Here is a 21,369-nt window from a genome sequence, read left to right on the forward strand (position 1 = left end):
GTTTAACATGGCTTTTGAAGGATTGGCATCTAAGCTTCAGGAAACTTTAAAAAAGCTTAGAGGAAAAGGTAAGCTTTCGGAAAAAGATATAAAAGATGCAATGAGGGAAGTAAAATTGGCACTTTTGGAAGCAGATGTTAACTATAAAGTTGTACGTGATTTTATAAAAAGTGTAAGTGAAAAGTGTTTTGGAGAAGAAGTACTTAAGAGTTTAACTCCAGCACAACAAGTCATAAAGATAGTAAATGAAGAGCTAACTGCTTTAATGGGAAAAAGTGAGGCTCCTATTGAGTATTCCAAAAATGGATTAACAATAATAATGCTTGTAGGACTTCAAGGTGCAGGAAAGACAACAATGTGTGGAAAATTGGCACTTGAACTTAGGAAAAAGAATAAAAAACCACTTTTGGTAGCATGTGATATATATAGACCAGCTGCTATAAAGCAGTTACAGGTAGTAGGAAATCAGATAGATATTCCCGTATTTTCCATGGGAGATAAAGTTACAGCAGCGGATATATCAAAGGGAGCTGTTGAATATGCAAAAAATAATAACTTGAATGTGGTAATAATAGATACTGCAGGTAGACTTCAAATAGATGAAAAACTTATGAATGAACTTAAAGATGTAAAACAAGTAGTGGACCTAAATGAGATTATGTTAGTTGTTGATTCAATGACAGGTCAGGATGCTGTTAATGTAGCAAAGAGTTTTAATGAACAAATTGACATTACAGGGGTCATACTGACGAAACTCGATGGAGATACTAGAGGAGGGGCAGCTCTTTCCATAAGGGCCATGACAGGAAAACCTATAAAATTTGTAGGTCTGGGAGAAAAAATGAATGATTTTCAGGTATTTCATCCAGATAGAATGGCATCTAGAATATTGGGTATGGGTGATGTACTGTCTCTTATAGAAAAAGCCCAGCAATCAATAGATCAGGATGAGGCTAAACAACTAGGGGAGAGAATGTTAAACAAGGAATTTAACTTTCAGGATTTTTTGGATGTTATGCAGCAGGCTAAAAAGCTAGGGCCTATTAGTAAACTTGTAGAGATGATTCCCGGAGTTGATTCAAAAGTTTTAAAAGGTGTAGATCTTTCTCAAGGAGAAAAGGATTTGAAAATAAAGGAAGCCATAATAAAATCCATGACTCAAAAAGAGAGAGTGAGTCCTGTAACTATAAGCAGTTCTTCTTCAAGAAAGAAAAGAATAGCTTCTGGTTCAGGAACTACAATACAACAGGTTAACAGACTTCTTAAAGACTTTGACAAGACTAAAAAAATGATGAAACAATTTAATGGTATCAAGAACGGAAAAGGATTTGGAAAAAATTTATTTGGAAAAATGCCATTTTGATATATGCTAATTTCCTATTATATTTAAGGAGGTGATATTAGGTGTCAGTAAAAATAAGATTGAGAAGAATGGGTGCAAAAAAGTCTCCATTTTATAGAATAGTTGTTGCAGATTCAAGATCTCCAAGAAATGGAAGATTCATAGAAGAATTAGGATATTATAATCCTTTAACAGAACCAACTACTATTAAATTTGATGAAGAAAAAGCTGTACAATGGATAAAAAATGGTGCTCAGCCAACTGATGTTGTAAAGAGACTTTTTACAACAGCTGGATTAGATGAAAAATTGAGCAAGTAGTAACTGGGAGTGAATTGAATGAAAGAATTAGTTGAAATTATAGCTAAATCATTAGTAGATAGCCCAGATATGGTTCAGGTAAATGAAATTAAAGGTGAACAGTCCATAATTCTTGAATTGAAAGTTGCTCAAGAAGATATGGGAAAAGTAATAGGCAAACAGGGACGAATAGCCAAGGCTATAAGAACTGTAGTGAAAGCAGCAGCTATAAAACAAAATAAGAGAGTTGTTGTAGAGATAATATAAGAGTTAGGTATATCCTAACTCTTATATTATATAAAAAATACTAAGTGAAAGGAGAGAAGAGTGACTTGTCCATAATTCTTGAATTGAAAGTTGCTCAAGAAGATATGGGAAAAGTAATAGGCAAACAGGGACGAATAGCCAAGGCTATAAGAACTGTAGTGAAAGCAGCAGCTATAAAACAAAATAAGAGAGTTGTTGTAGAGATAATATAAGAGTTAGGTATATCCTAACTCTTATATTATATAAAAAATACTAAGTGAAAGGAGAGAAGAGTGACTTTATGGATCAATTTATTACTATAGGTAAAATAGTAAATACTCATGGGATAAAAGGTGAATTAAAAATATATCCACTTACTGACAATTTAGAAAGATTCAAACAATTACACAAAGTATATATTGAAGAAAAAGAAACAAATGTATTGAATTGTAAGCTTCAGTCCAAGAGAGTAATATTAAAAATAGAAGGAATAGATACTATAGAAGATGCAGAAACTTACAAGGAAAAGTATATTCAAGTAGAAAGAGAACATGCAGTAGAATTGGCAAAAGACAGCTATTTTATATCTGATATAATAGGATGCGATGTATTTGATGATGAAGATAATTACTATGGAAAAATAAGTGAGGTAATCCATACTCCCAATAATGATGTGTATTGGATAAAAGAAAAAAAGGAGATTTTGATTCCTGCACTTGAAAATATAGTATTAAATATAGATATAGAAAAATCAAAGATTATTATAAAGCCGGTGAGTGTATGGATGGCAGAATAGATATTCTAACTCTTTTTCCTGAAATGTTTGACGTTTTTAATTATAGTATAATTGGTAGAGCAAGAGAAAAGGGAATTTTAAATATAAATACAGTCAATATAAGGGAATATACTAAAGACAAACATAAAAAGGTAGATGACTATCCATATGGTGGTGGAGCTGGAATGGTAATGTCAGTTCAGCCAATAGTAGATTGTATAAGGGCAGTTAAAAAGTTAAACAAAGGTAGAATTATATTTTTAGGACCAAAGGGTAAGACTTTCAATCAAAAAATGGCTAAAGATCTATCAAAAGAAAGAGAATTAGTATTTTTATGCGGGCATTATGAAGGTATAGATGAAAGAGCATATAAGTACATAGATATGGAAGTTTCTTTAGGAGACTTTGTACTTACAGGAGGAGAATCTGCCTGCATTCCAATTGTGGACAGTATATGCAGAATGATACCTGGTGTACTTAAATCGGAACAGAGCTATGAGGATGAATCTTTTTATAATGGACTCTTGGAGTATCCACAATACACAAGACCTGAATATTTTGAAAGTGAAAGAGTTCCAGAGGTTTTATTGTCAGGGCATCATGAAAATATAAGAAAGTGGAGAAGACTTCAATCTATTCTAATAACCATGGAAAAAAGACCGGATATTTTAAAAAAATTCAAACTTTCTAAAGAGGATATGAAATTAGTAAACAATTATATTGAAAATAATATTCAAATATGATACAATGTAGCTTGTGCTACACGGATCTTCCTCTGTCTGCAATGATATGCTGGGCAAGAAGGTTTATTAATATAAGGAGGTAATGCACATAATGTTAGATGTAATAAAAGCTATAGAAGCAGAACAGATAAGAGAGGATATACAGAACTTTAATGTTGGAGATACAGTAAAAGTTCACGTAAAGATAAGCGAAGGAAATAGAGAAAGAATACAGATATTTGAAGGTATAGTATTAAAAAGACAAAATGGTGGCTTGAGAGAAACATTTACAGTAAGAAGAGTTGCCTATGGTGTTGGAGTTGAGAGAACTTTTCCAGTTAATGCTCCTATAATAGATAAAATAGAAGTAATTAGAAAAGGTAAAGTAAGAAGAGCCAAACTATACTATTTAAGAGATAGAGTTGGTAAGGCTGCTAAAGTAAAAGGAATATTAAAGTAAAATGGGGCTATAAAAGCCCTTTTTTATGTTGAGGGGGTAGTGAAAGTTGTTTAAAGAACTACTGGATATAGGTAAATCAATATTAATTGCTATAATAGCAGCTTTTTTAATTATAACCTTTGTATTTGAAACTGTAAGTGTTGACGGTCATTCTATGGATCCTACATTAAATAACAAGGATAGACTTATAGTAGAAAAAGTTAGTTATTATTTTAGAGCACCAAAGCCAGGGGATATTGTTGTAATTAAATATCCTGCAAATCCAAGTGAAAAATTTATTAAAAGAGTAATAGCAGTAGGTGGAGATAAAGTAAGGATTGATAATGGAAAGCTTTATATAAATGATAAACTTCAAAATGAGTCATATATACTGGAACCTATGATTGGAAATTATAATGAAGTTACAGTACCTGAAAATACTATATTTGTCATGGGAGATAATAGGAATAACAGTCGTGACAGCAGATTCACGGATGTAGGTTTTGTAAGCTATAAATTAGTAGTTGGTAGAGCGGTATTTAGGTTATTTCCATTTACAAGAATAGGTACCTTAAAAACTCCAAAATAATGTATTAACAAGTATGAAAATTATCTAATACAGGAGGTCTATATATGAATATAAATTGGTTTCCAGGGCATATGGTAAAAACTAGAAGAGAAATAAGAGAGAGTTTGAAGCTTATAGATGCTGTAATTGAGATAAGAGATGCTAGAATAGTAAGATCTAGTAAAAATCCTGAAATCGATGATATATGTGGTAATAAGCCTAGAATAATTTTACTTAACAAAAGTGATTTAAGTGAAGATAAAGTAACGAATAAGTGGATAAAAGTTTTATCTTCAGATAATGTAGGAGTTTTATCAGTAAATTGCATTACTGGTTATGGATTGAATAATATAAAATCATTATTGGATAATATATTGCAAGATAAACATGAAAAATTAAAAAATAGAGGAATCAATAAGATAGTAGACAGAGTAATGGTAGTTGGAATACCTAATGTAGGTAAATCATCCTTTATAAACAAGATTGCTAGAAACAAGATTGCCAGAACGGGAAATAAGCCTGGAGTTACAAAATCAAAACAATGGATTAAGACTAAAATTGGAATGGAACTTATGGATACTCCTGGAATACTTTGGCCTAAATTAGAAAGCAGTGAAACTCAACTAAATTTAGCATTTACAGGTGCCATAAAAGATGAAATTATGGATATTGAAGAATTAGCAGTACATCTTATAGAGGTACTTTCTGCAAATTATCCAGACAAACTTATTGATAGATATAAATTAGATTCTTTAAGTGATAATCCTATTGATATTATTGACAATATAGCTAAAAAACGTGGAGCTATAATAAAAGGCGGTAATATAGACTATAATAGAGTTTCAAATATTATATTGGATGAGTTCAGGTCGGGAAAAATTGGAAATGTTTCATTGGAATTTCCTAAATAGCTTATAAATTTACAGGAGATGTTTTAATATGTCAACTGATATTGATTTAGATAAATTTGATATAGATGATATGCAAAATATTATATTGAAAAAAAGGGATGAGTTAACTTTCTCTCAATTAAATAAAATAGTACATGAAATGAAAAAATATTATTTCGATTTAAATGAAGAATCTCTTTTAAAAGTATCCGATTATTTGAATTGCGATAAAAGAAAAAATGTCAAAGGTTTATCCAAAACACTCTTAAAATTTTTTAAGAGTACAGAAAGTGAAATTGAAAGAGTGAAAAATATGTATAAATTTGATAGAAAATTTTCAAATTGTATATATATTGCAGGCGTAGATGAAGTTGGAAGAGGACCACTTGCAGGACCTATAGCAGCAGGAGCAGTAGTATTTAATATGAATTATAAAGATCAAAAAGAATTAGTTATGGGAATCAAGGATTCGAAAAAACTTTCAGCTAAGAAAAGAGAAGAAATTTCCAATGCAATAAAAAGCAAGGCAGTAACTTATAATATTTCTATTATAAATAATGATGAAATTGATAAAAAAGGAATTTCATGGTGTAATAATGAGGTATTAAAAAGAGCTGTCAAAGGTCTGAAAGTTCCTGTTGATTTTGTATTATCAGATGGCTATGCTGTAAACCATTTGGATATAGACAATGAGTTTATAGTAAAAGGCGATTCAAAAAGTGCCAGTATAGCAGCGGGTTCCATTATTGCTAAGGTATACAGGGATAATCTTATGAAAGAGTATCACAAGGTATATCCACAGTATAATTTTTTAAGCAATTCTGGATATGGTACTAAAGAGCATATTGATGCCATAAAAAAATATGGAATTTGTAAATTACATAGATTAAGTTTCTTGAAGAATATAATTTAAGTATAGGCTAATATACTAGCTTATACTTGAAAGGCATTTTTAATTAATTTAATATTATAGTTTCTTTTATTTGAATTTATCATAATTTCTATTATATCAAATCTTATATTATATTTGTGTAACTTGTTTTTTTGTATGTAGATATATGCGGTTCTATAAATTTTAATTCTTTTAAAATAATTTACAGCTTCACAAGGTTCACCGTAATTTTTTGAATGTCTTGTTTTGACTTCTATAAAACATATAGTATTTTTATTTTGAGATATTATATCTATTTCTCCTATTTTACATCTAAAGTTTTTTTCTATTATAGAATATCCTATTGAGTATAAATAATCTATAGCAATATTCTCTCCCAAATCACCTATTTTTTTATTATTATATTTCATTTCTTACTCCTATTATGGTATTTACAAATGCAGGTATCTTTTTACTTAAAACAATTTATTGTATGTGGAATATATATATTTATCGATATTAACAAGAGAAAAATTATAATTACACTTCCAGAGGTAATCATATGATAGTTTTTAGCTCTTAATCCCAATAAAAATATAATAGTTCCTAATATTAATAGAAATATAACTATTGAAAAATTCATTTTTATTATCTCCAATCTTAAAATTATAGTGGAAACGTGTTTATACTTTCGTATGTACTATATTATAATAGTATTTTACAATAAGTGGAATATAATGTAAAATATTTTATGAAATTAAATTATATTTTCTAAAAACCTTCTGTAATTTAGAGCTTCTATAACATGATCTTCTTTTATTAATTCTTTATTATCCATATCAGCTATTGTTCGCGATATTTTAAGTATTTTATTATAAGCCCTCAAGCTCAAGTTGTATTTACAAAATATATTATTTATTAAATTTTTAGTTTTACTATCCAGGTTACAATATTTTTTTATTAGTGTTGGACCCATCTGAGAATTGAAATAAATATTTTCATGTTTTAATCTTTCCTCTTGGATTTTTCTAACGGCGATTATTCTCTTCTGTATATCTTTGGATGTTTCATTTTTAGACTTGTTTTCAATATCTTTAAGAGATGGAACTGGTACAAAAATGAATAAATCAATTCTATCCATTAGTGGAGAAAAAAGTTTGGATATGTACCTTTTCCTATCATACTCTGTACAAGAGCAATATCTATTAGAACCAAAGTTACCACATCTACATGGATTTGCAGCCAATACAGTCATAAAATTACATGGAAAAATTACTTTTCCATTACATCTACTTATCATTATGAAATTTTCTTCTAGAGGCTGTCTTAGTGTTTCCAATACATTTCTTTTAAATTCAGTTATTTCATCTAGAAATAATATTCCATTGTGAGCAAGGGAGATCTCTCCAGGGGATAAATTAGTTCCACCGCCTATTATGGTAATTGGAGTGGTAGTGTGATGAGGATTTCTAAATGGAGGATCCTTAATAATAACGTTATTTCTATTGAGCATATTTGCTGAACTGTATATCTTTGTAACTTCAAGTGACTGCTTGTAATTTAATCTTGGAAGTATAGTAGGTATTCGTTTTGCTATCATTGTTTTACCAGAACCTGGAGGACCAATCATAAATATATTATGGTTACCTGCAGCAGCAACTTCTACAGCACGTTTACAACTTTCTTGACCTATTATATCTGAAAAGTCCAATCTGTATTTTAAATCTGTATTTTTTATTTTATTAGCGTATGGAAGTATATTTCTATTTTCTATAAAAGATACTACTTGTTTCAAATTTTTAAATGGATAACAATTTATATCTTTTATAAGTGAACATTCATCTTTATTATCATCTGGAGTTATAAAATTTTTAATATCGTTTTTTAATCCCTCAATAGTTACTGCTAACACACCATTTACTCTATTTAAATTACCAAAAAGAGACAATTCACCAATAAGTATAAATTTTTTTGAATCATTAAAATGTATTTGTCCAGTAGCATATAATATTCCTATAGCTATTGGAAGATCAAAAAGTGAACCTGCCTTTTTAATATCTGCAGGAGCCAAATTTACAGTTATTTTTTTTATAGGAAATTTATATCCAGAATTTATTATAGAAGATCGTACTCTGTCTTTTGATTCTCTAACAGAAGCATCTGCTAATCCTACAATATTAAAACACGGGAATCCATTTTCCACATTTACTTCTACAGATATTATATTTGCATCTATGCCTATAATGGTTGCAGCATTTATTTTTATAACCATGACATCACCTCTGCTTAATTATTGACATAAATAAATACAATTAAACGAGTTTGAATTGTATTTATAAAAATTTCCGTTGATAAGGAGTGAATAAAATAATTTTTTAGTGTTAATAATAAAAAATATTAATTTTATAAGGTGGAGTGCTGTATGAATATATATGATTTATGGTTTTCGACTGTTAATATACCTAACAGAATAAAATTAAATTTAATAAAAAAGTTTAAAAACGCTCAAGAAATTTGGATGACAACTGTTTGCCGTGATAAATCCATACAAATATGTTCTAATAATAAACAAAATTTAAAAATAAACAAGAATTTAAAACTAGCCTGGGATAAGGAAAAATTAGAAAATATAGTTGAAAAAGCATATAGGAAGTGTATTAAATCAGTTACTTTAAATGATGAACTGTATCCACAGAATTTAAAAGAGTATATGGATGCTCCGGCAGTTATGTTTTATATAGGAGATATAACAAAATTGAATATAAATCTAAATGTGGCAATAGTGGGGTCTAGAAAGTGTACTATATATGGAAGAAATGTAGCTGACATGATAAGCTCTGAAATTTCTAAAAATAATGTAAATGTAATAAGTGGCCTAGCAAGGGGAATAGACGCATGTGCCCATAGAGGATGCGTTATATCTGGTGGATATACATGTGCAGTTTTGGGATCTGGAATAGACGTAATATATCCTAGAGATAATCAAAAATTATATTATGAAATTTTGAAAAAAGGAGGATGTATTATTTCTGAATTTGCACCGGGAACACCACCGATGTCCTATAATTTTCCTATGAGAAATAGAATAATAAGCGGATTAAGTGATTTAGTAATTGTAGTTGAGGCTGGAGAGAAAAGTGGTGCGCTAATAACTGCAGATATAGCCTTGGAACAGGGAAAAAATATAATGGCAGTACCAGGCAATATTTTTTCCGATGAAAGTAAAGGAACAAATAAATTAATAAAAGAGGGCGCGTATCCATTTAATAATTTTGAAGATTTATTTCAACTTATGAAAATAGAATATCATATAAAATATAAAGAAAACAATGATAAATTAGGTGGAAATAAAAAAATAATATATGACATTATAAGTGATACACCACTACATATAGATGATATTTTTAGGGAAACTAATGTTGACATAAAACAATTATATGAGTTATTATTTGAATTGCAGTTAAAAAATAAGATAATTTGTCTTTCAGGAAATTATTATGTTAAAGTACCGGATAAAAATAAAATTATAAATTAATACATAATATTCTACTGTAAAACTATTAAATTAAATATGCTAGATAAAATATGAGGGGGTGTAATGCTCTGATTAATTTTAAAAAATTAGAGTAATAATATATGGGACAGAAATTAGTTATAGTAGAGTCGCCAGCAAAAGCTAAAACAATAGGCAAATATTTGGGAAAGAATTATGTAGTAGAGGCTTCCATGGGGCATGTTAGAGATCTGCCTAAAAGTCAACTGGGTGTGGATGTTGACAATGACTACAATCCTAAATATATAACAATAAGAGGAAAAGGTGAGCTTTTAAGCAAGCTAAGAAAAGAAGCTAAGAAAAGTGATAAAATATATCTTGCTACCGATCCTGATAGGGAAGGTGAAGCTATTTCATGGCATTTATTACATGCTTTAAATTTAAATGAAGATGATAAATGTAGAATAGAATTTCATGAGATTACAAAAAGTGCAGTCAAAGGTTCTTTAAAGCAGGCCAGGATAGTCAATCTGAATCTTGTAGATGCACAACAAGCACGAAGAGTTTTAGATAGATTGGTAGGATATAAGATAAGCCCTATACTTTGGAGAAAAGTTAAGTGGGGATTAAGTGCAGGAAGAGTTCAATCAGTTACATTAAAGATGATATGTGAAAGAGAAAAGGAGATAAATGAATTTATACCAAAGGAATATTGGACAGTAGAATGTCTTTTGAATAAACAATCCACAAAAAAAACTTTTAAAGTTAGACTTACTACCTTAAATAAGAAGAAGATTGAGATAGACAATAAAGAAGAAGTAGACAAAATAATTGAAGATTTAAAATCAGGAGAATTTATAGTAAAAAATGTTAAAAAGACTTTAAAAAACAAGAATCCACTGCCTCCATTTACTACGAGTACACTTCAACAGGATTCATATAGAAAATTGAATTTCTCTACAAAGAGAACTATGTCTGTAGCACAACAACTTTATGAAGGTGTTGATATAAAAAAACATGGGACAGTTGGACTTATAACATATATGAGAACAGACTCGGTGAGAATTTCAGAAGAGGCTCAAAATGATTGCAGAGATTTTTTGAAGGAAACTTTAGGAGATAAGTATATCCCAGAAAAACCAAGAAATTTTAAAAGCAAAAAACATATTCAAGATGCACATGAAGCTATAAGACCTACTAATATATCATTAGTTCCTGATCAAATTAAGGAGAGCTTAAAACCTGAACAATATAAATTATATAACTTAATATGGAAGAGATTTGTAGCAAGCCAGATGGCACAAAGTATAATTGATGTAAAATCAATAGATATAATAAATGAAAATTATGGATTGAAAGCAAGTGGATCAAAGGTTAATTTTGATGGATTTATGAAAGTCTATGATTATTCTACAGGGGATGAAAAAGATGAAACAAGTCTACCAGAACTGAGCGTAGATGAAAAATTAATTGAAAAATCAATTGATGAAAAACAGCATTTTACTCAACCCCCAGCAAGATATTCAGAAGCATCATTAGTCAAGACATTGGAAGAAAACGGAATAGGAAGGCCAAGTACTTATGCACCGATAATATCTACAATTCTTAACAGAAAGTATGTTGAGAGAGATAAAAAGACATTGATTCCTACAGAATTAGGGAATATAGTAAATAATATAGTAAGTGAATATTTCAAGCAAATAGTAGATGTAGAATTTACAGCTGGTATGGAATCAAAATTAGATAACATAGAAGAAGGAAAAGTTAACTGGAGAAAAGTTGTAGGTGAGTTCTTTGAACCTTTAAAGAAATCAATTGATATAGCCGAAAAAGAAGTAGCTAAGATAACAATAGAAGATAAAGTAACAGATATAAAATGTGATAAATGTGGTAGGTTTATGGTAATAAAACATGGGAGATTTGGTGATTTCCTTGCCTGTCCAGGGTATCCTGAATGTAAAAATACAAAACCTATAGTAGAAGAGTTGGATGTGCAGTGCCCTAAATGTGGAGGTAAGATAGTATTAAAAAGAAGCAGAAAAGGGAGAAAATTTTATGGATGCAGTAGTTATCCAGACTGTGATTTTGTAAGTTGGTTTGAGCCAACAAACGAGTTATGCCCTGAATGTGGAAATTATATGGTTAAGAAATATAATAAATCTAAAGGAAATTTTTTAGAATGCTCAAATAGTGAATGTAAACATAGGGAATATAAAGAGGAAGATAAAGAGGAAGATAAAAATTCTGATTTGGATAATAAGGATAAATAGATAGTGAATTAGATATGCATAGTTTATATAGAAGATATTTACTAACATCTATATAAACTATGCATATCTTATGTCCGAATTTTAAATAAAAAATAATGTTGAAATATGATAGCTATTATGTTATCATAGTTAGGTGTAAAAGATAATTCTAAATATTTAAAAAAATCTAAATTGTTAATTTTGTAATAGGAATTATTCGATTTGTTGTAAAAATTAATATAAAGGATTTTATTTTATAGTGTTATAATATGTGTATTAATGTATTCAACATTAAAGGAGGAATTGAAATGACATCTCTGTTAAACAAAACAAGGATGCTAAATAAGATATTACAGAAATCAGGAACTGAACCAGTAGTTTTTAATGATATATGTAATTTATTAAGCAATGTATTAGATTGTAGCGTGTATATTATAAGTAGAAAGGGTAAAATATTGGGCTATAATTTTTCTGAAAGTTCGGAAAACAGTGATATAAATATGGAATTTATAAATAATATGAGATTTCCGGAAGAATATAATAATAAATTACTTAATATACGTGAGACAATATCAAATGCATCCAATATTCAAATATTCAACTTTGGAAATGAAGATAAAGAATATCTCAAAGACAAATTTTTAACAGTAGTTCCTATAGTGGGCAATAGAGAAAGACTTGGTTCATTGTTTATATCTAAATTCAAGGAAGAGTTTACTGATGAGGACTTAGTACTGGGAGAATACAGTGCCACTATAATTGGACTTGAAATGTTAAGAGCAAAAAATGATGAAATAGAGGAAGAAGCTAGAAAAAAAGCTGTAGTACAATTAGCAATAGGCACACTTTCATATTCAGAATTAGAGGCAGTTGAACATATATTCAATGAATTAGATGGAAATGAAGGATTGCTTGTAGCATCTAAAATAGCTGATAAAGTAGGAATAACTAGATCTGTTATCGTAAATGCTTTGAGAAAGTTTGAGAGCGCAGGCGTAATAGAGTCAAGGTCTCTTGGAATGAAAGGAACTCATATAAAGATATTAAATAACAAACTTATGGATGAACTTAAAAAAATAAAATAGTAAATTTTATTGAATACATCTTTTCAATATGATATACTACATACAGTAATAATCACACACATTATCTAATTTATGAATTGGTGCCTTATGGTAGTTTATAAATATGCAGATAATGGAGGAAAAACCTAGGAGGGAAATTTATGTCAATTATTTCAATGAAACAATTATTAGAAGCAGGTGTTCATTTTGGACATCAGACTAGAAGATGGAACCCTAAAATGGCTCCTTATATATTCACAGAAAGAAACGGAATATATATAATAGATTTACAGAAAACAGTTAAAAAGGTAGAAAAGGCATATAACTTTATAAGAGAAGTATCACAAGAAGGAAAAGATATAATTTTTGTAGGAACAAAAAAGCAGGCTCAGGAAGCAATTGGAGAAGAAGCAAAGAGATGTGACATGTTCTATGTTAATAATAGATGGTTAGGCGGCATGCTTACAAACTTTGAAACTATAAAGACTAGAATAAAAAAATTAGATAATTTAGATAAAATGGAAGAAGACGGAACTTTTGAAGTTCTTCCTAAAAAAGAAGTTATAAAGTTAAAAGGTGAAAAAGATAAGCTTGAAAGAAATTTAGGCGGTATCAGAGCTATGAATGCGAATAATGTAGGTGCAATGTTTGTAGTAGATCCAAGAAAAGAAAAAAATGCTATATCAGAAGCTAAAATTCTTGGCATTCCAGTTGTAGCTATAGTTGATACAAACTGTGATCCTGATGAAGTGGATTATGTTATACCTGGAAACGATGATGCAATAAGAGCGGTAAAATTGATTACATCTAAAGTAGCCGATGCTGTTATAGAAGGAAGACAGGGAGAGCAATTAGCTGAATAGTAAATTTGCTTTGGGATTAAATACGAATATTGAAGGGAGTGGAAAACCGTTGATTAGTGATCTTTAATAATGCTAATAACGGAATATGCTTATGATAACTGCAAAAATGGTAAAGGATTTAAGAGAAAGAACTGGAGCAGGAATGATGAACTGCAAAAAGGCCTTGAATGATTCAAATGGAGATATTGATAAGGCTATTGAAGTACTTAGAGAAAAAGGTTTGGCTGCAGCAGCTAAAAAAGCAGGAAGGACAGCAGCTGAAGGCGTTGTAAGCACATATATTTCAGAAGATGGAAAATCTGCTGCTATAGTTGAAGTTAACTGTGAGACAGATTTTGTAGCAATCAATGATAAGTTTGTTAAATTCACAAATGCATTATCAAAACAAGCAGCATCTACAAGTGCAGGTTCTGTAGAAAAGTTTGTAGAGGAAAAGTATTTGCTTGATGAAACAAAGACAATATCTCAAGCACTTACAGAGCTTATTTCCACACTTGGTGAGAATATGGCAGTAAGAAGATTTGAAAAATTGTCAGTTGAAAATGGAGTTATTCAAAGTTATATACATGGAGATGGAAGAATAGGTGTTCTTGTTAAACTTGAGTGTGACAAACAAAGTGAAGTATTGAAAGAAGTAGCAAAAGATTTAGCTATGCAGGTAGCTGCTACTAATCCTATGTTCTTGGATGAATCTTCAGTAGATCAAGATGTCATTGAAAAAGAAAAAGAAATATATAAAGTTCAGGCATTAAATGAAGGTAAACCTGAAAAGATTGTTGAAAAGATGGTTTTAGGTAGAATCAAAAAGTTCTATAAAGAAAATTGTCTAGTTGATCAGGTATGGATAAAGGATTCAGACTTAACTATAAACAAATATCTACAGAATAAGTCTAAAGAAGTTGGAGCACCAATAAAAGCTTCTGTTTTTGTAAGATTTGAAAAAGGTGAAGGAATAGAAAAAGAAGAAGAGGATTTTGCTGCAGAAGTACAAAAGCAAATGGAAGGCAAATAGAAACTGAAAAGAGGACACACAGTGTTCTCTTTTTTTAGAGTGGCTATTAATTATATACATTTATAATAATTTGGAGGTACAATATGGATTGTTCTAAATATAAAAGAGTAATGCTTAAATTGTCAGGAGAAGCATTGGCAGGAGAAAATGGATATGGAATAGATTTTCAAGTAGCAAAAAATATAGCCCAAGAAATAAAGAAAATTGTAGATATGGGAGTTCAAGTAGGAGCTGTTGTAGGCGGAGGAAATATCTGGAGAGGAAGAAATGGAGCTGACATGGACAGAACTACAGCAGATTATATGGGTATGCTTGCTACATGTATAAATGCAATGGCATTACAGGATTCTCTTGAGAATTTGGGAGTTAATACTAGAGTTCAAACGGCTATTGAAATGCGGGAAGTAGCAGAACCTTTTATAAGAAGGCGTGCAATGAGACATCTTGAAAAAAATAGGGTAGTAATATTTGCAGCAGGAACAGGTAATCCATATTTCTCCACAGATACTACAGCTGCTCTTCGTGCAGCTGAAATAGAGGCTGAAGTTATACTTCTAGCTAAAAAGGTAGATGGAGTATATGACAAGGATCCTCATAAATACAATGATGCTAAAAAATATAAAAAACTCAATTATATAGAAGTATTGGATAAAGGACTTCAGGTTATGGATTCTACAGCAACAACATTATGTATGGACAATGATATACCTATTTTGTTATTTGGATTGGATAATCCTGAAAATATAGTTAAGGCTGTTTTAGGTGAAGAAATTGGTACACTCGTATGTAAAGAATAGATTGGGAGGTATTTTCTATGATTAATGATATTTTAAAAATAGCAGATGAAAAAATGAAGAAAACTACTGAATCTTTGAAGAAGGAATTGGCTTCTATGAAAGCAGGAAGAGCTAATCCGGCTATGATTGATAAAATAGAAGCTGAATATTATGGCACCAACACGCCTATAAACCAACTTGGAAATGTTTCTATACCTGAAACTAGGGTACTTGCCATTCAACCTTGGGATAAAAGTGCTATTAAGGCGATAGAAAAGGCAATATTAAAATCAGATTTAGGAATAAATCCTTCAAATGATGGTGAAGTTATAAGACTTATGGTCCCTGAGCTTACAGAAGAAACTAGAAGAAATTTAGTTAAAAATATAAAAAAATCAGAAGAAAATTCAAAAGTTGCAGTAAGATCTATAAGAAGAGATTGCAATGACAAGCTTAAGGAAATGAAGAAAAACAATGAAATCACAGAAGATGAACTAAAATCATCAGAAGACAAGATACAAAAGAAAACTGATAAATTTATAAAAGAAATAGAAAATATAATTGCAGATAAAGATAAGCAAATTATGTCAATATAATCTTTTTACTTTAAAACCTGCTTTTGCAGGTTTTATTAAGATAAATCTAATTTGTCGAACGGAGAATTTGAATATGTTAGAAAAATTTTATAGAGATAATAAAAATACAACACTACATATTGATGAAGATAATATACCTATGCACATAGCTATTATTATGGATGGCAATGGAAGATGGGCAAAGCAAAGAAAGCTCCCTAGAACAATGGGACATAGAGCAGGGGTAGAAGCTTTAAAGAAAATTGTAAGAGAATGTGATAGATTGAAAGTTAAATATTTAACCGTATATGCATTTTCTACTGAAAATTGGCAGAGACCTAAAGATGAAGTTTCTGCAATTATGAAACTCCTAGTTCAATATTTAAGAAGAGAACTTGATGAATTGAATAAAAACAATGTGGTTATAAACAATATTGGAGATACATCTGGATTGCCAGAATTATGTGCAAGGGAATTGATAAATGCATATAATAACACAAAGGATAACACAGGATTAGTACTAAACCTGGCATTTAATTATGGAGGAAGAGCAGAAATTATAAGAGCTTTTAAACTTATGAATTTGGATATAAAGAATGGCTTACTAAGTGAAGATGATATAAACGACAAGATAGTTTCAAAGTATCTCTATACTAAGGGAATGCCGGATCCAGATCTTATAATAAGACCAAGTGGCGAACAGAGACTTAGTAATTTCTTACTATGGCAGTGTGCATATTCTGAATTTTGGTATTCTAATATAAACTGGCCTGATTTTAGAAAAGAAGATTTGATTCAGGCGATATATGATTATCAAAACAGAGATAGAAGATTTGGAAAAATTAAATAAAGTATTATTTGGTAGATTAAGTATCAAATAAGGAGGTGCTATTTTGAATAATAGATATTTAGGAGCGGTTATAATTGCTCCTTTTATATTATTCCTATTTATAGGTGGAATATATCTAAAATATTTAATTATGATATTGTCACTTTTGGGAATGTATGAATTTTATAAGACAACAAAAGAAAAGGAAATAAAGCCAATTAGTATAATTGGGTATTTAATTTGTATAGTATATTACATTTTTATAAATAAAAATATGAATTACAAATTCATATTTTTATTTCTTATAATAGCAGTGTTTATTACTATGTGTATACCTGTTCTCGACTTAAAATATAATTTTATAGATTCAGCTATAACTGTATTCGGATTTTTATATGTAGGTGTGTTTTTCAGTTATATAGGTATAGTTAATCAATCTGATCATGGAAAGTATTTAGTATGGCTTATATTTATTTCAGCATGGGTTTGTGATACTGCGGCTTATTATAGTGGGAAAATTCTTGGAAAAAACAAATTGTGTCCTAAATTAAGCCCAAAGAAAACTATAGAAGGATCTATAGGTGGAATAATAGGAAGTACTGTTATATGCGGGTTATTTGGCATGTTCTGTGCTTATAGGGGTGTTCCGATACATTTGTATAATTATATTGCAATAGGAATTCTTTGTGGAATTTTTAGCCAGTTTGGAGATCTGTTTGCATCATCTATAAAAAGATATGCAGGAGTAAAAGATTATAGTCATCTGATACCTGGACATGGAGGAATTTTGGATAGATTTGACAGCGTGCTTTTTTCAGGATTTATAGTTTACTGTTACTTGATATTCTCAAATTTAATATAAAATCACAAATATCCTCATGCTGTATATGGGGATATTTGTTTTAAATAGTTTTATAAACTTTGACTATTATAATAATATAAATATGGTATAATAATCATAGTTTAATTGCTATTAAATAAGTAGTTCAAGTTATAGTTTAATTTAATAGGGAGATGTTTTAATGAAGAAAATTTCCATATTGGGATCTACGGGTTCCATAGGAACTCAAACACTTGACGTAATTAGAAATGATAGAGAAAATTTCAAGCTGATTGGAGTTTCTGCAAATCGCAGTTTCCAAAAACTTGTTAATATAATAAACGAATTCAAACCTGAATATGCAGTTTTAAATGAAAAATCGGCTTATGATAAAGTTAAAGAATATTGTAGTAATAAAAATGTAAATACAAAAATATTATTTGGAATAGAAGGATTAAATACAATAGCTTCTTTAGAGAATGTAGACATAGTAGTTACTTCTGTAGTTGGAATAGTAGGACTTGTACCAACTATAAAGGCCATAAGGGCTGGCAAGACTATAGCACTTGCAAATAAAGAGACTCTTGTTGCTGGAGGTGAAATTGTAAAAAGAGAGTTAAAGCAGAATAATGCAAAAATTATCCCTGTAGATTCAGAACATGGAGCAATTTTTCAATGCCTTAGAGGAAATAAAATTGAAAATGTGAATAAATTAATTGTTACAGCTTCTGGAGGACCATTTAGAGGTAAAAAAAGAAGTGAACTTTTAGATGTGACCGTGGATGAAGCTTTAAATCATCCTAATTGGCAAATGGGAAGAAAACTTACGGTGGATTCTGCAACTCTTATGAATAAAGGTTTGGAGGTTATTGAAGCTCACTGGCTCTTTGATATGCCATATGAAAAAATACAAGTAGTAGTTCATCCGGAAAGCTTGATACATTCAATGGTGGAATATAAAGATGGCAGTATTATAGCACAACTTGGAAGCAAAGATATGAGACTTCCCATACAATATGCATTAAATTATCCTGAAAGAAAAGACAAAGTAGTAGATACATTGGATTTTTATAATATTTCAAGTTTGCATTTTGAAAAACCTGATATAGATACCTTTAGACCACTTAAACTGGCCTATGAAGCAGGAAAAACAGGTGGAACCATGCCAGCTATACTAAATTGTGCCAATGAAGTTGCAGTTTCTCTGTTTTTGTCTGGAAAGATAAAATTTTTAGATATAATGGATATATTGGAAGACTGTATGAATAAATTTGAGAGAAAAGGAGATTATACATTAGATGATATACTGGAATTAAATATGAGCATAAAAAATTATGTGAATCTCAAATACTCTCATGCAGATGAAATAATTAAATAATGTATTTAGGAGGAATGGTTATTGTATATAATTGCAGCAATAATAGCTTTTGGAGTATTAATTTTTATTCATGAATTAGGACATTTTACTTTGGCAAAGATAAATGGAGTTCAGATAGAGGAATTTGCAATAGGAATGGGTCCAAAGCTATTTGGAATAAAGAAAAATGAAACACAGTATTCTATTAAATTATTGCCAATAGGCGGATATGTCAAGATGCTTGGTGATGAAGGAGAAAGTACGGATCCAAGAGCATTTAATAATAAAAGTCCTCTTAGAAAATTAAGCATTGTAGCAGCAGGACCTATAATGAATTTTATACTTGGAGTAATTTTATTTGCCATAATAGCATCACAAAAAGGATATTTAGCTCCTATAATAGATAGTACGGTAAATAATTATCCGGCACAGGTGGCAGGTTTAAAACCTGGAGATAAAATAGTTAGGGTAAATAAATCCAAAGTACTTACATGGGAGGATTTCTCATCTGCAGTATATTTAGGTGGCAAGGATCCTGTTAATATTACTTATAATAGAGATGGAGATTTAAAACAAGTTAAGCTAACTCCTATTAAGAATAAAGCAGAAAATAGATATATGGTAGGAATAGGACCAAGACAAATAAAGAGCCCCAGTATAGGTCAGTCCATATCATATGGATTTGTAGAGACACGGTCACTTATCACCCAAACTTTTTCATTTTTTAAAACACTTTTCCAGGGCAAGGCTAATATGAATGATGTAGGAGGACCTGTTACTATAATTAAATTATCTGGAGCAGCTGCAAAGGCAGGCATACTTACCTTATTGGCTTTTTCTGCATATATAAGTATACAACTTGCAATATTTAATATAATACCATTTCCAGCATTGGATGGTGGGTATATATTCCTATTTCTATTTGAAATAATAACAGGGAAAAGAGTAGATCAGAATAAGGTAGGAGTAATAAATTATGTAGGATTTGCTATACTTATGATGCTTATGGTACTGGTAACAGTAAAAGATTTATTACATCCTATTCAATTTTAATATAAATTTGAAAGTTGAGAGTTTAATAATGAATAGATCAAATACTAAAAAAATAAAATTAGGAAATATATTTATAGGTGAGGATTCCACAATAACTGTGCAATCTATGACTAATACGGATACGAGAGATAAAGCAGCTACTATAGAACAAATAATATCTTTGGAAAAAATAGGGTGCGATATAGTAAGATGTGCTGTTCCTGATATGGAGGCGTGTAATGCACTTAAAGATATTACAAAAAGTGTAAACATACCTGTAGTTGCAGATATACATTTTGATTATAGACTGGCAATTAAATCCATAGAAAATGGTGTGTCTGGTCTTAGAATAAATCCGGGCAACATAGGTAGTAATGATAGAGTTAAAGAGGTTGCCAAAGCGGCTCAAAATTCCAATATTCCGATTAGAGTAGGGGTTAATTCAGGTTCTTTAAATAAAGATATGTTAAAAAAATATGGAGGGGTTTCTTCAGATGCATTAGTTGAAAGTGCGTTGAATCATGTAAAAATACTTGAAAATGCAAATTTCGATAATATAGTTATATCAATAAAATCTTCTAATGTTATTCAAATGGTGGAAAGTTACAGGAAAATATCTACAATTTGTCAATATCCGCTTCATCTTGGAGTAACAGAGGCAGGTACCAGTTTCACTGGTACTATAAAGTCAAGTGTAGGAATAGGAACACTTCTTATGGAAGGAATAGGAGATACTATAAGAGTGTCTTTAACTGGAGATCCTGTGCAAGAAGTTAAAGTTGGAAAAGAAATACTAAAAGCTTGTGGATTAAGGAAACAGGGAGTTGAGTTGATATCCTGTCCTACTTGCGGCAGGACTGAAATCAATCTCATAAAAATAGCTGAGGAAGTTGAAAGAAGACTTTCTCATATAAACAAAAATATTAAAGTAGCAGTAATGGGTTGTGTGGTAAATGGTCCTGGAGAAGCAAGAGAGGCTGATATTGGAATAGCTGGAGGAAAAGGTGAAGGACTTATATTTAAAAATGGATATATCATAAAAAAAGTAAGAGAAGAAAATCTAGTTGAAGCTCTTATGGAAGAAATTCAAAATATGTAATTAACAAAAAGTATATGTTGTTAGCTCGGTTTTGTACATAAGGGGGCT

The 21,369-nt window shown here is 30.1% G+C and carries 23 protein-coding genes and 1 pseudogene; 22 read left to right on the forward strand and 2 right to left on the reverse strand.

The features are described 5' to 3' along the window. Positions 1 to 7: 7 nt before the first annotated feature. From ffh to KM800_RS01780, 10 genes and pseudogenes are all read left to right on the forward strand, one after another. Positions 8 to 1,363 carry a signal recognition particle protein gene (ffh, locus tag KM800_RS01735; RefSeq protein ID WP_217811526.1) on the forward strand — a complete coding sequence of 452 codons (1,356 nt, stop codon included), beginning with the start codon at positions 8 to 10 and terminating at the stop codon, positions 1,361 to 1,363. A 41-nt stretch (positions 1,364 to 1,404) separates the two neighbouring features. Continuing rightward, a complete protein-coding gene (rpsP, locus tag KM800_RS01740; protein WP_017750636.1) occupies positions 1,405 to 1,662 on the forward strand; it encodes a 30S ribosomal protein S16 in 258 nt (85 codons plus the stop codon). 18 nt (positions 1,663 to 1,680) lie between these two features. After that, on the forward strand, positions 1,681 to 1,908 hold the full coding sequence (locus KM800_RS01745; RefSeq protein ID WP_217811527.1) for a KH domain-containing protein: 228 nt from the start codon (positions 1,681 to 1,683) through the stop codon (positions 1,906 to 1,908). Between the two features lie 68 nt (positions 1,909 to 1,976). Beyond that, positions 1,977 to 2,120: pseudogene (locus tag KM800_RS01750) on the forward strand (KH domain-containing protein); the annotation flags it as partial. 68 nt (positions 2,121 to 2,188) lie between these two features. Next, the gene (gene rimM, locus KM800_RS01755) at positions 2,189 to 2,683 is read left to right on the forward strand and encodes a ribosome maturation factor RimM (protein ID WP_217811529.1); all 495 of its coding nucleotides are present in this window, start codon (positions 2,189 to 2,191) and stop codon (positions 2,681 to 2,683) included. Then, a complete protein-coding gene (trmD, locus tag KM800_RS01760; protein ID WP_217811530.1) occupies positions 2,668 to 3,405 on the forward strand; it encodes a tRNA (guanosine(37)-N1)-methyltransferase TrmD in 738 nt (245 codons plus the stop codon). Before rimM ends, trmD begins: the two co-directional genes overlap by 16 nt. Before the next feature lie 91 nt (positions 3,406 to 3,496). Then, positions 3,497 to 3,844, forward strand: a complete 348-nt coding sequence (gene rplS / locus KM800_RS01765) for a 50S ribosomal protein L19 (RefSeq protein ID WP_217811531.1) — start codon at positions 3,497 to 3,499, stop codon at positions 3,842 to 3,844. 46 nt (positions 3,845 to 3,890) lie between these two features. After that, a complete protein-coding gene (gene lepB / locus KM800_RS01770) occupies positions 3,891 to 4,412 on the forward strand; it encodes a signal peptidase I (RefSeq protein WP_217811532.1) in 522 nt (173 codons plus the stop codon). Positions 4,413 to 4,456: 44 nt separating this feature from the next. Then, positions 4,457 to 5,302 (forward strand): ribosome biogenesis GTPase YlqF, encoded by an 846-nt coding sequence (gene ylqF, locus KM800_RS01775; RefSeq protein ID WP_217811533.1) that lies wholly within the window; start codon positions 4,457 to 4,459, stop codon positions 5,300 to 5,302. 79 nt (positions 5,303 to 5,381) lie between these two features. Further along, a complete protein-coding gene (locus tag KM800_RS01780) occupies positions 5,382 to 6,194 on the forward strand; it encodes a ribonuclease HII (protein WP_419195452.1) in 813 nt (270 codons plus the stop codon). 20 nt (positions 6,195 to 6,214) lie between these two features. Here the strand turns inward: KM800_RS01780 and KM800_RS01785 are convergent, their stop codons facing one another. Both KM800_RS01785 and KM800_RS01790 read right to left on the reverse strand, forming a co-directional pair. After that, complete coding sequence (locus tag KM800_RS01785; protein WP_217811534.1) at positions 6,215 to 6,583, reverse strand: YraN family protein; 369 nt, start codon at positions 6,581 to 6,583, stop codon at positions 6,215 to 6,217. 326 nt (positions 6,584 to 6,909) lie between these two features. Then, a complete protein-coding gene (locus tag KM800_RS01790) occupies positions 6,910 to 8,424 on the reverse strand; it encodes a YifB family Mg chelatase-like AAA ATPase (protein WP_217811535.1) in 1,515 nt (504 codons plus the stop codon). A 150-nt stretch (positions 8,425 to 8,574) separates the two neighbouring features. On the opposite strand from KM800_RS01790, the gene dprA reads away from it, so the two are divergent. The 12 genes from dprA (at position 8,575) to ispG (ending at position 21,321) form a co-directional block, all read left to right on the forward strand. Beyond that, positions 8,575 to 9,687, forward strand: coding sequence for a DNA-processing protein DprA (gene dprA / locus KM800_RS01795; protein WP_217811536.1), 1,113 nt, complete (start codon positions 8,575 to 8,577; stop codon positions 9,685 to 9,687). A gap of 101 nt (positions 9,688 to 9,788) precedes the next feature. After that, a complete protein-coding gene (gene topA / locus KM800_RS01800; RefSeq protein WP_217811537.1) occupies positions 9,789 to 11,915 on the forward strand; it encodes a type I DNA topoisomerase in 2,127 nt (708 codons plus the stop codon). A gap of 287 nt (positions 11,916 to 12,202) precedes the next feature. Beyond that, positions 12,203 to 12,979, forward strand: coding sequence for a GTP-sensing pleiotropic transcriptional regulator CodY (gene codY, locus KM800_RS01805; RefSeq protein WP_217811538.1), 777 nt, complete (start codon positions 12,203 to 12,205; stop codon positions 12,977 to 12,979). 140 nt (positions 12,980 to 13,119) lie between these two features. Next, positions 13,120 to 13,821, forward strand: coding sequence for a 30S ribosomal protein S2 (gene rpsB / locus KM800_RS01810; protein WP_217811539.1), 702 nt, complete (start codon positions 13,120 to 13,122; stop codon positions 13,819 to 13,821). Positions 13,822 to 13,912: 91 nt separating this feature from the next. Further along, a complete protein-coding gene (gene tsf / locus KM800_RS01815; RefSeq protein ID WP_217811540.1) occupies positions 13,913 to 14,833 on the forward strand; it encodes a translation elongation factor Ts in 921 nt (306 codons plus the stop codon). A gap of 83 nt (positions 14,834 to 14,916) precedes the next feature. Then, entirely contained in the window at positions 14,917 to 15,630 is a 714-nt protein-coding gene (gene pyrH / locus KM800_RS01820; RefSeq protein WP_217811541.1) for a UMP kinase, read from the forward strand. 17 nt (positions 15,631 to 15,647) lie between these two features. Beyond that, positions 15,648 to 16,205: a ribosome recycling factor gene (frr, locus tag KM800_RS01825; RefSeq protein WP_217811542.1), complete on the forward strand. Its 558-nt coding sequence runs from the start codon at positions 15,648 to 15,650 to the stop codon at positions 16,203 to 16,205. A 73-nt stretch (positions 16,206 to 16,278) separates the two neighbouring features. Then, entirely contained in the window at positions 16,279 to 17,034 is a 756-nt protein-coding gene (locus KM800_RS01830; protein WP_217811543.1) for an isoprenyl transferase, read from the forward strand. A 43-nt stretch (positions 17,035 to 17,077) separates the two neighbouring features. Further along, positions 17,078 to 17,875 carry a phosphatidate cytidylyltransferase gene (locus tag KM800_RS01835; protein ID WP_217811544.1) on the forward strand — a complete coding sequence of 266 codons (798 nt, stop codon included), beginning with the start codon at positions 17,078 to 17,080 and terminating at the stop codon, positions 17,873 to 17,875. 160 nt (positions 17,876 to 18,035) lie between these two features. Beyond that, a complete protein-coding gene (locus KM800_RS01840) occupies positions 18,036 to 19,211 on the forward strand; it encodes a 1-deoxy-D-xylulose-5-phosphate reductoisomerase (protein ID WP_217811545.1) in 1,176 nt (391 codons plus the stop codon). Positions 19,212 to 19,232: 21 nt separating this feature from the next. After that, entirely contained in the window at positions 19,233 to 20,243 is a 1,011-nt protein-coding gene (gene rseP, locus KM800_RS01845) for an RIP metalloprotease RseP (RefSeq protein ID WP_217811546.1), read from the forward strand. Between the two features lie 28 nt (positions 20,244 to 20,271). Beyond that, on the forward strand, positions 20,272 to 21,321 hold the full coding sequence (gene ispG, locus KM800_RS01850) for a flavodoxin-dependent (E)-4-hydroxy-3-methylbut-2-enyl-diphosphate synthase (RefSeq protein WP_217811547.1): 1,050 nt from the start codon (positions 20,272 to 20,274) through the stop codon (positions 21,319 to 21,321). Positions 21,322 to 21,369 lie beyond the last annotated feature (48 nt).

Source organism: Clostridium tyrobutyricum (genome assembly GCF_019144085.1).
Lineage (GTDB): Bacteria > Bacillota > Clostridia > Clostridiales > Clostridiaceae > Clostridium_B > Clostridium_B tyrobutyricum_A.